The following is a 15657-nucleotide window of genomic DNA, read 5'->3' on the forward strand; positions in this document are numbered from 1 at the left end:
TGGAACTCAATGGCGGAGAGGCGCACCCCAGGCACGTTCCCTCCACCTCAAAGCTACGGTGTCTATACAACATCTACCCGACTTGAACCATTCCATTGCCTATCCCGACGGTCTTGGCGGCCCAAATGCGTGGTCGGTTCCGCCCCGCCGCGAGAGGGCTGCCGGAGGCGGAACTGTAACGTTGCGACACTAAAGACAATCAGCTTCCACAGGGCCGGCCGTTGGTTTGCCGTCCGGGAATGATGCACGGTTGCGACGCAGTCCTTATTTTTAGGACTTTATTTTTCTGTCTTTTCACAATCTTTCCTATGCTGCACCTCTTCCGTGTTCGGGCCGTCTGGCGTCAGGCGTTTCTGCTGTTCGTGTTTCTGTTTTCCTTCGCTCCGGCGTTGCGTGCTCAAGTCAACTGGTCGCCCGACGGACAATCGTATTCGTTGGTGGAAGACGGGGAGGTGGTCCAATATACGCTGCCTGCCAACGAAAGACAGGTGTTGCTCTCCAAAAAAGACCTGACCCCCGCCGGGCAAACAGAACCCCTTGCGGTAGACTACTATGCCTATTCGGACGACGGCACCAAAGTGCTGTTGTTTACCAACACGCGGCGGGTCTGGCGGCTGAAAAGCCGGGGCGACTACTGGGTGCTGCACCTGAACGGACGCCGCCTGCAGCCGCTGGGCAAAGGGCGGCCGGAAAGCTCCCTGATGTTCGCCAAATTTTCGCCGGACGGAACGAAAGTGGCCTACGTAAGCGAGAACAACGTGTACGCAGAAGACCTGGCATCGGGCGAGGTAACGGCCCTGACCACCGACGGCACCCCCCAGTTGATCAACGGAACGTTCGACTGGGCCTACGAAGAAGAGTTTTTCTGTCGCGACGGCTTCCGCTGGAGTCCCGACAGCAAAGCCATTGCCTACTGGCAGATCGACGCGCACGGCACGGGCACGTTTTACATGATCAACAATACCGATTCCATCTACTCGCAGCCCATTCCGCTGGAATACCCCAAAGTCGGCGAAGCGCCCTCGGCGTGTCGGGTCGGCGTGGTAGACCTCGGAACGAAGCAAACGACCTGGATGCAGGTGCCCGGTGATCCGCGCCAGCACTACATCGTGCGGATGGAGTACGTGCCGGAATCGTCGCGGCTGCTGATTCAGCAACTGAACCGCAAACAGAACCACAGCAAGCTGATGGCCTGCAATCCGACTACCGGTGCTACGCAGATGCTCTACGAAGAGCAGGACGAGGCGTGGGTCGACGTCGACCAGGCGGGAAATCCCTACGCCATCGATTTCCGGAACCGCTTCGAGTGGCTCGACGGAGGAAAAGCGTTTTTGTGGAGCAGCGAAAAAGATGGCTGGCGTCACCTCTACCGCCTCTCGACCGAGGGGGGCAACGAGCGGCTGATCACCCCCGGCGACTACGACGTGATCGAGTTCAGCGGCCTGGACGAAAAAGCCGGCTACGCTTACTTTATGGCTTCGCCCGATAACGCGACGCAGCGCTACCTCTACCGCGTGCGGCTCAAAGGCGGCAAAGCCGAGCGCGTGTCGCCGGCCGACCTGCAAGGTACGCACAGCTACGTCCTTTCGCCGTCGGGCAAATGGGCGTTTCACCTGTTCTCCAATACGCACACCCGTCCCCTGCGCGAGGTGGTGTCGCTGCCGCGCCATCGCCCGACCGAACCTGACAGCAGCATTAAAGCCAAACTGGCGGCGGCGCAACTCGATACGCACGTCGAATTTTTTCAGGTCACGACGGAAGATGGCGTGGAAATGGACGGCTGGATGGTGAAACCCCTCGATTTCGATTCGACCAAGCGGTATCCGGTCGTGTTCCTGGTCTATTCCGAACCCGCGGCTACCACCGTACGCGATGTCTACGGTGCGGGCCGTAACCGCAATTACGACGGCGACATGGCCGCCGACGGCTACCTCTACCTCTCGCTCGACAACCGGGGAACGCCCGCCCCAAAAGGCCGCGCGTGGCGCAAAGCGATCTACCGGAAAATCGGGCAGGTCAACATCCGCGACCAGGCCATGGCCGCCAAAGAAATTCTGAAGTGGAACTACGTCGATCCGAGTCGCGTCGCGGTGTGGGGGCACAGTGGTGGCGGGTCGGCCACGCTCAACCTCCTGTTTCAGTACCCGGAGATTTATAAAACGGGCATTGCCCTGGCGGCCGTTGCCAACCAGCTTACCTACGACAACATCTATCAGGAGCGGTACATGGGCTTGCCGCAGGAAAACCGGGAAGATTTCGTGCAGGGATCGCCCCTCACGCACGCGAAAAATCTGGTCGGGAACCTGCTCTACATCCACGGCACCGGCGACGACAATGTGCATTACCAGAACGCCGAAATGCTGATCAACGAGCTGGTGAAACACAACCGGCAGTTTCAATTCATGGCTTACCCGAACCGCACGCACGGCATCTACGAAGGCGAGGGTACCACCGAGCACCTGCGGACGCTCTACACCAATTACCTGAAGACGTACTGTCCGCCCGGCGTGCAGGCCGTAACGCCGTAAAGCAGAACCTCACACGATGGTGTCATCTCGAACGTAGCATTGCGAAGTGAGAGCGCTCTCCCTGTTGCGGCGGTCCGCTGCGGTCGAGATGACAAAAGGAGTGGAGAAGCAAATAAATAAGAGGAGGTCAACCGGAGATCGGGTTGCTATGGCGTCAACTCAGAAAATGGTTGGCGAGGTACTCCTGAAACTGGTCTTTGTATTTGTCGGCAATGGGGACGGCGCGGTGGCCGATTGTGACGAAACTGCGCTCGACCGACGCGATTTTTTTGAGGTTGATGATGTAGGACCGATGCACCCGCATGAACCGGTCGGGCGGGAGCTGCTCTTCCAGCGATTTTATCGTCATCAGCGTCAGAATGGGCTTCGTTTCCCCTTCCTGGAAAATCTTGATGTAGTCTTTGAGGCCTTCGAAATACAGCACGTCCTGCAACACCACCGGAATCTGTTTGTACTCTGAGCGGACCAGCAGGCGTTCCTTGTCCTCGGTTCTGGGCGGGTTGGGGGCGGCGGGCGACTGCACCAACTCGAACCACTCTTTTGCCTTGTGGGCAGCTCGCAAAAAATCGCCGTAACTGAACGGTTTCAGCAGGTAATCGAGGGCACTGACCTTGAAGCCTTCCAGTGCGTACTGATCAAAAGCTGTCGTGAAGATGACGCGCACCTGCTTGCCCAGGGTCTTCGAAAATTCCATGCCCGTCAGTTCCGGCATCTGGATGTCCAGGAACAGCAGATCGACGGCTTGCTCTTCCATCACGTGCAGCGCCTCCACCGCGCTGCGGCACTTGCCCACCAGCTCCAGAAACGGCGTTTTGCGCACGTAGCCTTCCAGCAGGTCGCGGGCCAGCGGTTCGTCGTCAACAATCAGGCAGCGAATTTTCATACGTCCAGCGTTAAGCGTACCTCAAAGTAATTCCCCTCCACGGCATAGTGCAATGCATGGTGACCGTCGTAAAGCAGTTGCAGCCGTTTTTCGAGGTTCACAAGGCCGATGCCCGACCCGCTGCGGTCGTGGTCTCCTTTCGGGAAGTTGGTGTTCCGGATCACGCACACCAGCTGACGTGGCGGTGATTCCGTCACCTGCACCCGCACTTCGATCTCCGACGGTTCTGTGGCACTGACGCCGTGCTTAAAAGCATTTTCGATAAGTGAGATGAACAGCAGCGGCGCAATTTTGAGGTCCGGATGGTCGGACGTAAGGCACCGGCGCACGCGCACATGGTCGGATTGCCGCAGCGCCATCAAATCCAGGTAATTGGTGAGGAACTCCATTTCGCGGGCCAGCGACACGTACCGCTCGTTGCTGTCGTACAGCAGGTAACGCATCATTTTGCTGAGCCGGTACACCACCTGCTGTGCCTGTTCCGGGTCGAGCTCAATCAGCGAATAAATGTTGTTCAGCGTGTTGAAAAAGAAGTGCGGATTGAGCTGATTTTTCAGGTTGACCAGTTCCGACTCGAGGTGTTCCTGCCGGAGGCGCTTTTCCCGTTCCTGCGTCTTCTGCCACTGCCGCGTCGACTGGATGGCGATGGCGGCGGCGATGGTCAGCGCCAGCGAAAGGGCGTTTCGGAAAATGATGAACAGCAGGAAATTCGGCGGCGGCGCACGCAGCGCAAGCCCGCGTTCCAGCAGCGGGTTGATCAGGTTAAACCCCACGTAGATCAGCAGAATGCTGACCGCAATGGTCGCCAGGTTGATCAAGAGAAATGCCCCGTACCTGGACCGGAACAGAAAGCGCTCGATCAGGTAGGCATAGTTCAGGTAAAAAAGGAGCAGCGAAAACGACAGGGGCAACCATTCGCGGAGCGACCGGAGCGGCGAGTCCATCGGGTCGCTCAACGAAAAAAGGACCGGCAACAGAAACAGAACGGCCCAGACCAGCACGTGGATGAGCCAGTTGTTCCGGCTGAGCCGGTAGCCCCAGCTGGTTTGTGTTTCGGGCGCCAAAGCAAGGGTACTATTCATAGCGTAGAGCGACAATGGGATCGAGGGCCGCGGCCTTCCTGGCCGGATACCACCCGAAAAAGATACCGGTCACGGCGCAGACGGCAAAAGAAAGCACAATGGAATCCTGCGTGATGGTGGTCGGCCAGCCTGCGTAATACGAAATCAGAAAGGTGCTGCCAACGCCCAGTGCGGCGCCCAGCAGGCCGCCCGCCACGCTGATCAGAATGGCTTCGATCAGAAACTGGAGCAGGATGTCGGTGCCGCGTCCGCCTACGGCCATGCGCAGCCCGATTTCGCGGGTTCGTTCCGTAACCGATACGTACATGATGTTCATAATGCCAATGCCGCCGACCAGGAGAGAGATGCCCGCGATGGCGGCCAGCAGCACGGTCATGATCTCGCTGGTAGAGCTGAACGTTGAGATCAGTTCCTGTTGCGATCGTACGGTGAAGTCGTCGGGATCGCTCTCTTTGAGGCGATGCGACGCCCGCAAAATCTCGGTTATCTGCGTGCTGGCTTCTTCCGCCACATCTTCGCGTTGCGCCGATGCGTAAATCGACTGAATGTAGGTGATGGCCAGTACGCGTTTCTGCACGGTGGTGTAAGGGGCGAGGATAATATCGTCCTGATCCTGCCCGAACGTATTTTCGCCCTTCTCGGCCAGGACCCCGATCACTTTGAACGGAATGGACTCGAACCGAATGGTCTGTCCGATGGGGTCGGCCCCGTCGAACAGGTTGTCGACGACCGTCTGCCCGATGACTGCTACTTTCGCGGCCGTCCGGATGTCTTCGTCCGTGAACAGAATGCCGTCGGCCAGCTCCAGCTTCCGGATGTCGAGGTAGGCAAGGTTGACCCCCTTGATGCTGGTCGGCCAGTTTTTTGAACTGTAGATTGCCTGCCCGCTGCCGCTCACCTCCGGCGAAACGCCCGAAAGGAGGGTTCCCTGCTCTTGCAGCGCCTCGACGTCGTTCAGGGTCAGGGTTTGCAGGGCGCTACGGTCCATCCGGACGCCACTTTCCATGTTCGTCTCCGGCCGCACGAAGATGAGGTTAGAGCCCATCTGCGAGATCTGCGCCTGGATGCTGTCTTTCGAGCCCTGCCCGATGGCCAGCATCGCAATGACCGACGCCACCCCGATGATGATGCCCAGCATGGTGAGGAAGGCGCGGAACTTGTTCCGGCTCAGGGCCTTGCCGGCGATTTTCAGAAGGTTGATCAGGTTCATAAGGATTTCGTTTCAAATTGCGGATGGTCAGCATTTTCCCAATCTGCAAGGGGTTGGTTGCAATTATTGAATCTCAATAGTCATCGGTGACGGGCAGGAGGGCCAGGGCTTCGCTGGCGTTGGCGACCTGCACAATCGGCTGGTCTTTCACGATCAGGCCATCGCGCAGCACGATGGTCCGGCTACTGAACGTCGCGATGTCCGACTCGTGCGTGACGAACGCGATGGTTTTTCCTTCTTCGTTCAGGCGTTGGAAGAGCGCCATGATTTCGTAAGACGTGCGGGTGTCGAGGTTGCCCGTGGCCTCGTCGGCCAGGATGATGACCGGGTCGTTCACCAGGGCCCGGGCAATGGCCACGCGCTGCTGTTGCCCGCCCGAAAGCTGACTCGGCGTGTGGTCCAGCCGGTCGGCCAGGCCGACTGACTCCAGCGCCGCCAGCGCTCGCGCGCGCCGTTCTTTCGACGATACCCCGGCGTTGTACATCAGCGGTAGCTCCACGTTTTCCAGCGCCGAGGTGCGCGGCAGCAGGTTGTACGACTGAAAGACAAAGCCAATTTTCCGGTTGCGGAGTTGAGCCAGTGCGTTGCGATCCAGGTACTTGATGTCGACGCCATCCAGGTCGTAGCGTCCTTCGGTGGGGCGATCCAGGCACCCCAGAATGTTCAGGAGCGTCGACTTGCCCGAACCGCTGGTGCCCATGATCGTGACAAATTCGCCCTGGTGTACAGAAAACGAGATGCCTTTCAGCGCGCGGACGGTCTGGCCGCCCATCACAAATTCTCGTTTCAGGTGTTCGATATGAATGATGTGTTGTAACATGAGGATGGAGAAGCTACGTGAGGTGATGTACCGGGAGAATTACCGGCGTCCGGGCGGCTGCGGCATAAAGGGGCTGCTTCCCGGTGCAGCGGGGGACGGTTGTGCCGACTGGATGGTCATGGAAGCGACGACCTGATCGCCCGCCTGCAAACCGGATCGGATTTCCACGTGGGTGCCGTCCGACAGACCCGTCGTCACCTGCACCGGCTGCAACGTCTGGCCGTGTTTTACCCAGACTTCCGCCGAAGCGGCATCAGGCGTGTTGTCGGCGGGGGTAGTCTGGTGGTTCGCTACCGGTTGCATCGCAGGGGGGGCGTCTTCCTGGCTGAGCGCATCCTGCGGCGGCCGATCGGGCATCGTGACCGACACCTGCGTCTGCCGCTCGTATACCTGCAACAGGACCGGATCGGGGTGAAAGCGGAGCGCTTTGGCTTCCAGCATCAGCACATTTTTGGCTTCCTTCGTGTAGATGGTCGTGCTGGCGGTCATGCCCGGCATCAGCTTTCCTTCCGGATTTTCAGCCTGGATGATCACCGTATACGTCACCACGTTCGACTCCTCGGTCGGCTCCAGCCGCACCTGCGTGACCTCGCCTTCAAAGGCATCGTCGGGGAACGCATCGACCGTAAACGAGACGCGCTGTCCCCGTTTTACCTGCCCGATGTCGGCTTCGTCCACGTCGGCCTCCACCTGCATTTTGGTCAGATCCTGCGCGATGGTAAACAGCGTTGGTGTACTGTAACTGGCCGCAACGGTCTGGCCTTCGTCGACCGAACGGGACAGTACCACGCCATCGATCGGCGAGTAGATGGACGCGTAGTTCAGGTTCGTCTTGGCCCGGTTCAGTTCCGACGTGCGTTGTGCTACGGTGGCCTTGGCGCTGTTGAGCTGGTACAGGGCCTGTTCGTAGTCGGTATCGCTGACGGTCTTGGCCTGGTGCAACTGCGCCATGCGGTTGTAGTTTTTCTGCTGATAGTCCAGTTCGTTCTGGGCGCTGCTCAGGCTCGCCTGCATTTCGGCCAGCGAGGCGTGCAGGGCGGTTCGGTCCAGTTCGGCCATCAGGTCCCCCTTTTTGACTTCGGTGTTGAAGTCGACGTAGATTTTTTCGATGGTTCCCGATACCTGGGTGCCCACTTCTACCTGCGTCAGCGGCTGGATGGTGCCCGTAGCCGTCACGGCGTTGTACAGGTCGCCGGTGCGTACGACGGCCATCTCGACCTGCAGGGAAGGTGCTTCGTCCCGGAAAAAAGCGAAGTAGGCAGCCGCGGCGGCAATCACCACGGCAAGGGCGATGAAAATAAGTTTCTTATTCATGAGGCATTACAATTGAATGGGATGACCTTGGTAAAATTCATAGAGTTGGTAGTTCATCAGGGCCGTGTACTTGGCTTGCAGGTAACTCTGCTCGGCCGTCTGGTAATCGCTCTTGGCCAGAATGAAGTCCGCAGTCGTAAGCATGCCGAGTTGAAACTGTTGCGCAGCCAGCTTGTAGCTTTCGTCGGCCGCTTCCTGTTGCAGTTGGGCCACTTCCAGTTGGCTCAGGCTGGACGTCAGGTCCTGGTACGTCGTTTCCAGCGTCTGCCAGATCTGCTTGTGCGTGTTGATGACCTCGAGGTTGGCACTCTGAATCTGAATCTGCGCCTTTTGTACACTCGTGGCGGTCACTTTCCGGTCGAAGATGGGAATGGAGAGGGTAACCCCGGCCCGCTGATTGAAGTTGTTGTTGAACTGCGCGAAGTACGCGAAGTCCTGTACGTTGGTGTAGCCCGTGCCGAGGCTGCCGGAGAGCGAGAGGGTCGGCAGGTACCCGGCCTGTGCCTGTTTCAGTTGGTACTCGGCAATCTGCACGTTCAGCGCACTGTTTTTTACTTCCGGCAGGGCCTGAATGGCGTTGTTGTAGGCCTGCTGCTTGGGCGTGATGGCCAAATCCAGGTCTTCGGGCAAATCCGGGATCGCAATGTCCAGCGCATCGCCGATGCCCAGTTCCAGCAGTTGCTTGAGGATCAGAATCTGCTGGTTGTATTGATTCTGGGCGGTGATGACGCTGGCCTGGTCGTTGGCGTATTGCGACTTGAGTTGCGCGCGTTCCTGCGCACTGGCCGAACCGGCGCTGAACAGAGCTTCGGTTCGTTCCAGCTGCTGGGCAGACGAGGCCCGAACCCCCTCTGCCACGGCAATGGACTCCCGGTAATAAAGCGCCTGTAGGTAGGCCTGCGTCAGAGCAACGGTGATGTCGTTCCTGGCTTCTTCCGTGGACAGTTCGCCCGATTTTACCTGCAGGGCGTTGGCTTTGATCGTGTTGTTGATCTTGCCGCCGTTGTAGAGCGTAAACGACGCGTTGGCGTTCAGGCTGGTCGCGTAGACGTTCTGGGCTACGAAATCGCTCGTGACGGGGTCGATGCTGCGCCCGGCCGTCAGGGTTTGGGTACCCGACGCATTCAGGCTCGGCAGGCGGCTGGCTTTAGCCTGGGTGTAATCGGCCGCATACGACTGGGTGGTCAGGGCGGCCTGCTTAACTTGGAGGTTATTTTCCGTAGCGTATCGAATCATCGCCTCCAGCGTCCAGGGATCTGGTTGCTGGGCGGTGGCCGTCCCCCGCCACCCCAAGAGCGGCACGACCAGAAGAAAAAAGAAAGTGCGAAGACTGTGCATGGTTGTATTTTTCGCTTGTCTACAGCAAAGAACGGCCCCTGATGAGGCGACAACAACCATGTCTGGACGTTCGCGGTCCCTTTCCGGACGTTCGCCCGGTTTGTCCCGACGTTTACCAGGACGCGCCACACCGGGGGCGTCGGGGGAGGGGGCGTTAGCGTTTTCAGGAAGGCACTTTTTCGGCTGACTTCGCACAAACGCCCGTGCGTCTTTTTCTCTTTTCCGGCAGCGTGGTACCGTTTGGATTTCTAACGGGGAATGCGTTGGTTTGAGCCCTACTTCAACCGCACTTCTCCATGATCAACTGGCTTTTAGCCCACCAGTGGAAAGCCCAGATTCGCTCGACACGCTGGCAGCAGAATGTGGTGCTGAACCTGCTGGTGATCCTCGGCATCATCTACTTCGTTGCGATCTTTCTGATGGCGGGTCTTTTCGGGAATGCATTACTGCGCTCTGCCTTTCCGGACGACGATCCTACCGTCCTCCTGACACAATTCCTTTTCTACTACGCGGTGTCCGACCTGATGCTACGTTTCTTCTGGCAACGCCTACCGACCCTGGTCATTGCGCCTTACCTGCACCTGCCTGTTTCCCGGAATCGTCTGTTGCACTTCCTGCTGGGGCGGTCGTTTTTCAGTGTGTTCAACCTGCTGCCGGTACTGCTGCTGGTGCCGTTTGCCTTTCGGGAGGTCATGCCTGAATACGGCGCAACGCTGGGCAGAAGCTGGTTAGTCGGGCTACTGGCGATTCTTTTCGGCAATAATTTTCTGAATTTTTACCTCAAGAAGTCCCTCTTTCTGCGTCCGGTCGTGGCAATCGGCGTCCTGTTGCTGCTGACCGGGCTGCTGATCCTCGACCTGCAAGGAATCGGGTCGTTTTCGGCCTACTTCCGGGATGCCGTTTTTACGATGGCCGCCCACACGTGGGGGCTGCTGGTGCCGCTGGGCTGGTTGGGGGCAAGTTATCTGCTGGTATACCGTCTGCTCCGCCGGCAAATCTACTTGGAAGAGACGCGCCGTACGTCGCAGGCGTATGCGACCGACCCCTTTGCCTGGCTGGAACAGCGCGGCATCGTGGGCGAACTGATGGGCATGGAATTGAAGATGATCTGGCGCAACAAGCGCAGTCGCACGCAGTTGTTTACCAGTATCCTGCTGTTCGTCTACCCCTTGGTTTTATACCGTAATCCAAGTGGCGACCGCGCCATAATCGGCTATTTCATCGGATACGTCGTCTTGTGTGGCGGCGTGGCGTGGCAATACGGCCAGCTGCTGTTTTCGTGGGAAAGCATGTATTTCGACGGCTTCCTTAGCCTACCGATGACCCTGTCTCAGTACCTGAGGGCAAAGTACGGGGTCCTGGTGCTGCTAAGTACCCTTACGTTTGGGGTGATGTCATGCTACGGATTTCTGGACCTGGAGTTCTTTTACCTGAGCGTGAGTTGTGCGTTGTATGGCATCGGCATCAACCTCTTCTTGACGCTTTTGCTGGGGACATGGCGTACGAAACGCATTGATCCGACCGAACGCGCTTTTTTTAACTTCCAGGGAAACTCGCTAATGATTTTCCTGCTGGCGATTCCTGTGTTCCTGGTGCCTTTCTGGATTTACAAAGGTGTATCGGCTCTGGCGACCCCGCAGTACGGCTACCTGGCGCTAGGTGTGCTGGGCGTCATAGGTTTGCTGAGAAGAAACTTTTTGTTGCAGCAGATCGAAAAGCAGTTGCTGCACCAGAAATACAAGATGGCCGCTGGTTTCCGGACCGAAAGCGAGTAGACGTTGACGTTGCATCGTGGCCCGATGCAGCTCCTGACTCTTTTTGTATGATCGAACTACACAACCTCAAAAAAGCCTACGAAGCCGGCAAACTGGTGTTAGACATTCCAGCACTATCCATCGCTACGGGCGAAAGCATCGGGCTCATTGGCAACAACGGGGCGGGTAAAACCACTCTCCTCAGCCTGATTTTGGACCTGATTGCGCCCACCACCGGCGAGGTACGCTCCAAAGGGCAGCTCGTGGTCCGCAGCGAACACTGGAAGCCTTACACCGGCTCGTACCTGCACGAGGGCTTTTTGATCGGATACCTCACCCCGGCGGAGTATTTCCGGTTTGTCGGGAAGCTCCATGGCCTCAATGCCGCCGACGTACGTACATTTCTGGAAAGCTCGGCTGGTTTCAGCGACGAGGTGTTGTTCGAAACCCGCAAGCTGAACCGCGACCTCTCGAAAGGCAACAAGACCAAAGTGGGTGTCATCGCCGCGATGCTGGGGCGACCGGAACTGCTGATTTTCGACGAGCCTTTCGCCAACCTCGACCCGACTTCGCAAGCCTGGCTCAAAAGGCGGCTGCGCCAGTTGCATGCCGAAGGAACTACGCTGATCCTTTCCAGCCACGACCTGAAACACATCACCGAAGTGAGCCAGCGCATTCTCTTGCTGGAACGGGGGCGAGTTGTGCAAGACGTCCCCACCACCGAAGAAACATTGCCCGCCCTGGAACACTATTTTGCGGTTTAGCGACAGCGTAAGCCACAAAAAAGCCTGACCTCCGCGAACGGGGATCAGGCTTTCTTGCGAGGAAGGTATAAAAACTTAATCGTGGCCTTCCAGCTTCACGAGTTTATTGTAAATCCCGAGCAGCATAAACGGCGCGGCCCACTGTCCGACGAACAACGCTTCCTGATCTTTTTTCAGGATTTTTAGCGTCAGCGAAGCGGCCATGGAACCTACCGACGCCCACAGGAATATGTCGGAGGGAATTTTGGCGGTCTGCTCTTCGATGGCAGTAGCCACTTTGCCCTCTTTGTGGTCGGGGTTAACGCTGTCCAGTTTATTCTTGACGTCTTTGGCTGTGGTTTCCATAAGAATTGTGTTTAGGTAAAAAAATGATTCTCAGTCATTGAACTGCAACCGGACGAAATTGTTTCAAAAATCCTGATAATTAAGATGTGGTTTTTGCGAAAAATGTCCTGGCGCGTTATTCGTAGCGCAGTGCTTCGACGGGGTTGGCCCGCGCCGCCCGCAGGGACTGGACGCTGACGGAGAGGAGCGCAACGGCCAGGGTCATCATGCCCGGCAGCAGAAACCACCACCAGCGGATGTCGATGTGGTACGCGAAGTTGTGGAGCCACTCGGTGGCGAAGTAGTTGGCAAGGGGAATGGCAATGACCACCGCCACGACGATCAGCCGGAGGTATTCTCGGGAGAGCATCAGCAGCACACCGCCGACCGACGCGCCCAGCACTTTGCGGATGCCGATTTCCTTGGTGCGCTGCACGGTGCTGTAGAGCGAAAGACCAAACAAACCCAGGCAGGCGATGAACAGCGTCAGACCGGTGAACCAGTTCAGCACGCCGCTGAGCCGTTGTTCGGACCGAAACAGGGCGTCGTAATCCTGGTCAAGAAACGAGTAGACAAACGGATCTTCCGCTTCGAAGTGTTGCCAGACGTTTTCGATGGCGCGCAGGCTTTGGTCCAGGGAGTTGGCCGTGCCCTGGGTCGGTGCTAGGCGGACGGCGACGTAGTCGGTCATGCCGGGCGGGTCGGGGATAAAATACTGCATCGCCAGGGGCTTGACGGCGCTGTGGAACGATTCCAGGTTAAAGTCTTTGACCACGCCGATCACCTGCAACCGCTGGGCATCGTCCATCCCTTCGTTTTTGAGAATCCACGTGCCCACCGGATCGTGCAATCCCAGGGCGCGGACTGCCGCTTCGTTCAAGAGCAGACCGGACTGCTGCTCGGCCGTGCCGTCGCGCCGGAAATTGTGCCCATCGGCCAGTTCCAGCCCCAGCGTCCCCAGGTAGGCGTCGTCGACCAGAAACCACTGCAAGCCTTGTCCTTCGGCCCCACCTTCCGGCCGGAAATCGCGTACCTGCACCAGCGGTTGAGAAGGTAGACCCGTTGCGAACGAGGCACTGCGCACCGTCGGCAGCGCTTCGAGCTGTTCTTTAAACTCGCGCCAGCGGTCGGTTACCTCACGGTCGTTCTTGATAATCAGGACGTTCTCGCGGTTGTACCCCAACTCCTGTTGCCGCATAAAACGCAACTGCGCCACCACCAGGCCCGTGCCCATCAGTAGCGCAATGGCGATGGTAAATTGCAGGGTGACCAGCACGTTGCGCAGCCGGTGACCCTGACCCACGATGCCGCCCTGTCCTTTAAGGACCCGCAGCGGCTGGAACCGCGAGAACGCCAGCGCCGGATAGCTGCCGGTGAGCAATCCCAGCGCGACGAGTCCCAGCGCCACCAGTCCGAACCACTGCGGTTGCCCGAGCCACGAAAAGTCGAGTTCCTTCCCGCTCAGTTGGTAAAACGGCCTGCGCAGCAGTTCGGCCAACCCAAACGCCGCCGCAAACGCGACCAACGTAAAGAGCATCGATTCGGACAAAAAGAGGGTAACGACCGTGGCCCGCGACGCACCCAGCACCTTGCGCACCCCGATTTCCTTGGCACGGCGGGTGGCCAGCGCCGTCGACAGGTTGGTGAAGTTGATGGCCGCCAGCAGAAGAATCAACAGGCCGACGGCCGTCAGCGTATAGACGACCCAGATGCTGCCGTTCGGCGTATGCTCGCGCAGCAGGTGCGAATGCAGGTGGATGTCTTCGACGGGTATCAGGCGGTAGTCGAAGCGCATGTCGCTCGGCGGCTGCCAGGCAGTGTTTTGCCGCAGGTAAGGCAGGCTGTACTGTTGCACGATACGGTCGAACTGGCGTTCCAGGGCAGCCATGGCAGCCGGATCGGTTTGCACGCCCGGTTTGACCTTGATGTACGTATGGACGATGTTCCACGCCCAGTTGTCGTTGTAAGCAAACTCGTCGTATCCGAAGTGGATGTTCACCAGCATGTCGAACGGAAAATGCGTTTGCGCGGGGGGATCGACCACGCCCGTGACGTGCCGGGGGGTACGATCACCGCCAAACAGAATGCTCCGTCCCAGTACCTGGTTCTGGTCCCACGCCTCCTGCCCGAAATACCGCAGGGCCGTTGCCTTCGTGATGACGATCGACTGCGGATCTTTCAGCGCCGTTTCGGCTTCTCCTCGGATCAGATGACAGTCCAGCACTTCCAGAAAATTAGGATCGGCGATAAAAATGCGGGTTTCGCGGAACGCCCGGTCTTCGTTTTCGGGGAGTCGCATCGTGGAGGCGTTCCAGGTAAACACCCGTGCCACGGCTTCCACTTCCGGTACTTCCGACTTGATTACCTCGGCCAGCGGCGGGGGCGTGGTGGCGTACTGATCGGTTTGCGGATCGTCGCCCCAGTAGGTCTGCACGCGAAACACGCGGTCGGCCTCCCGATGAAATTGGTCGTAACGGGTTTCGTCCAGCACCCACGCGAAAATGAGCAGCCCGGCGGTCAGGCCCAGCGTCAGGCCGACGAGGTTGATCAGGCTAAAGGTTTTGTGCTTGCGGAAACTGCGGAGGGCAATCAGGAAGTAGTTGCGGAACATACCCGTATGAGGCTGGAGGAGGGGAGGACTTAACAGGCGCACTCCCATGACCTGGTGGGTTAAAGGTGCAAAGACCCGCAGGCAATGTCCAGCTTTTTGCAGCGAAGCGACGGGATTTTGCAGGCACCAGAAGTGTCGCCGTCGGCGGGTACGGGGGTGGGGGCAGCCCTTCGGGAATACGGCCAAATGTCTACATTTGGCTATTCTTTCCTATCGTATGAAAACAACCTCGGGCTCAGCATGGGCTCTGATTCTGGGCGGTTCGAGTGGAATCGGACTGGCCTGTGTACATAAGCTGTTGGAGAAAGGCTGGGCCGTGTGCGCCGTGTACCGCGAGCGCCGCGCACAGACCGTGCAGGTGGAAGACGAGTTCGAAGAGCTTCGTGCGCAAGGGGGGACGCTGCTGTCGCTCAACCTGGACGCCACCACCGACGAAGGCCAGCAGCAGATTCTGGAGAAACTTGCCCAACAGTTACAGAAAACTCAGGGTAAAATAGGACTCCTCCTCCACGCCGTCGCCCGGGGCAACTTAAAGCCTATGGCCCCGCTTCCGTTCGAAAAACGGACGGAAGATCTGCTGGAAGAGAGCGACTTGCTGTTCACCATTCAGGCCATGGGCACCAACTGGCTGCGCTGGACGCGCCACTTGCTTGACCGCGACATGCTAAGCAGAGACGCCCGCATTCTGGCCCTGACCAGCGAAGGGAACCAACGGGCGTGGCGTTCGTACGCGGCGGTGTCGGCGGCAAAAGGCGTGCTCGAAGCCCTGGCCCGGTCCATGGCACTGGAATTGGCTCCCTACGGCCTGCGGACCAACCTGATTCAGGCGGGTATTACCGATACGCCCTCGCTGCGGATGATTCCCGGCAGCGATCAGTTGCTGCTCAACGCGCGCAAACGCAACCCCCTCGGCCGGCTCACCACGCCCGAAGACATCGCCAACGTGGTCTGGCTCCTGTCGCTTCCCGAAGCGGCCTGGGTGAACGGTGCCATCATTCGCGTAGACGGGGGCGAGGCCATCGTCTGAGG

At 58.5% G+C, this 15657-nt stretch carries 12 protein-coding genes; 4 read left to right on the forward strand and 8 right to left on the reverse strand.

Annotated elements, in window-relative coordinates:
• Positions 1–308: 308 nt before the first annotated feature.
• Positions 309–2528, forward strand: coding sequence for a S9 family peptidase (locus BLR44_RS01150; RefSeq protein WP_089678070.1), 2220 nt, complete (start codon positions 309–311; stop codon positions 2526–2528).
• A 154-nt stretch (positions 2529–2682) separates the two neighbouring features.
• Here the strand turns inward: BLR44_RS01150 and BLR44_RS01155 are convergent, their stop codons facing one another.
• From BLR44_RS01155 to BLR44_RS01180, 6 genes are all read right to left on the reverse strand, one after another.
• Positions 2683–3411, reverse strand: coding sequence for a LytR/AlgR family response regulator transcription factor (locus tag BLR44_RS01155; RefSeq protein WP_089678072.1), 729 nt, complete (start codon positions 3409–3411; stop codon positions 2683–2685).
• Entirely contained in the window at positions 3408–4493 is a 1086-nt protein-coding gene (locus tag BLR44_RS01160; protein WP_089678074.1) for a sensor histidine kinase, read from the reverse strand. The genes BLR44_RS01155 and BLR44_RS01160 overlap by 4 nt, the downstream gene beginning before the upstream one ends.
• Entirely contained in the window at positions 4486–5703 is a 1218-nt protein-coding gene (locus BLR44_RS01165; RefSeq protein ID WP_089678076.1) for an ABC transporter permease, read from the reverse strand. The genes BLR44_RS01160 and BLR44_RS01165 overlap by 8 nt, the downstream gene beginning before the upstream one ends.
• A 73-nt stretch (positions 5704–5776) precedes the next feature.
• On the reverse strand, positions 5777–6523 hold the full coding sequence (locus BLR44_RS01170) for an ABC transporter ATP-binding protein (protein WP_089678078.1): 747 nt from the start codon (positions 6521–6523) through the stop codon (positions 5777–5779).
• Between the two features lie 39 nt (positions 6524–6562).
• Positions 6563–7837, reverse strand: coding sequence for an efflux RND transporter periplasmic adaptor subunit (locus tag BLR44_RS01175; protein ID WP_089678080.1), 1275 nt, complete (start codon positions 7835–7837; stop codon positions 6563–6565).
• 6 nt (positions 7838–7843) lie between these two features.
• Entirely contained in the window at positions 7844–9175 is a 1332-nt protein-coding gene (locus tag BLR44_RS01180) for a TolC family protein (protein WP_176955852.1), read from the reverse strand.
• 296 nt (positions 9176–9471) lie between these two features.
• Here BLR44_RS01180 and BLR44_RS01185 point away from each other — a divergent pair, with 296 nt between their 5' ends.
• Positions 9472–10950 carry a DUF5687 family protein gene (locus BLR44_RS01185; RefSeq protein ID WP_089678084.1) on the forward strand — a complete coding sequence of 493 codons (1479 nt, stop codon included), beginning with the start codon at positions 9472–9474 and terminating at the stop codon, positions 10948–10950.
• Positions 10951–10997: 47 nt separating this feature from the next.
• Positions 10998–11693 carry an ABC transporter ATP-binding protein gene (locus BLR44_RS01190; RefSeq protein WP_089678086.1) on the forward strand — a complete coding sequence of 232 codons (696 nt, stop codon included), beginning with the start codon at positions 10998–11000 and terminating at the stop codon, positions 11691–11693.
• 75 nt (positions 11694–11768) lie between these two features.
• On the opposite strand, the gene BLR44_RS01195 is transcribed toward BLR44_RS01190, so the two are convergent.
• A complete protein-coding gene (locus tag BLR44_RS01195; protein ID WP_089678088.1) occupies positions 11769–12038 on the reverse strand; it encodes a hypothetical protein in 270 nt (89 codons plus the stop codon).
• A 115-nt stretch (positions 12039–12153) separates the two neighbouring features.
• Entirely contained in the window at positions 12154–14628 is a 2475-nt protein-coding gene (locus BLR44_RS01200; protein ID WP_176955853.1) for an ABC transporter permease, read from the reverse strand.
• Between the two features lie 217 nt (positions 14629–14845).
• On the opposite strand from BLR44_RS01200, the gene BLR44_RS01205 reads away from it, so the two are divergent.
• Positions 14846–15655: an SDR family NAD(P)-dependent oxidoreductase gene (locus tag BLR44_RS01205; RefSeq protein WP_089678092.1), complete on the forward strand. Its 810-nt coding sequence runs from the start codon at positions 14846–14848 to the stop codon at positions 15653–15655.
• Positions 15656–15657: the final 2 nt, after the last annotated feature.

The organism is Catalinimonas alkaloidigena (assembly GCF_900100765.1).
GTDB lineage: Bacteria > Bacteroidota > Bacteroidia > Cytophagales > Flexibacteraceae > Mooreia > Mooreia alkaloidigena.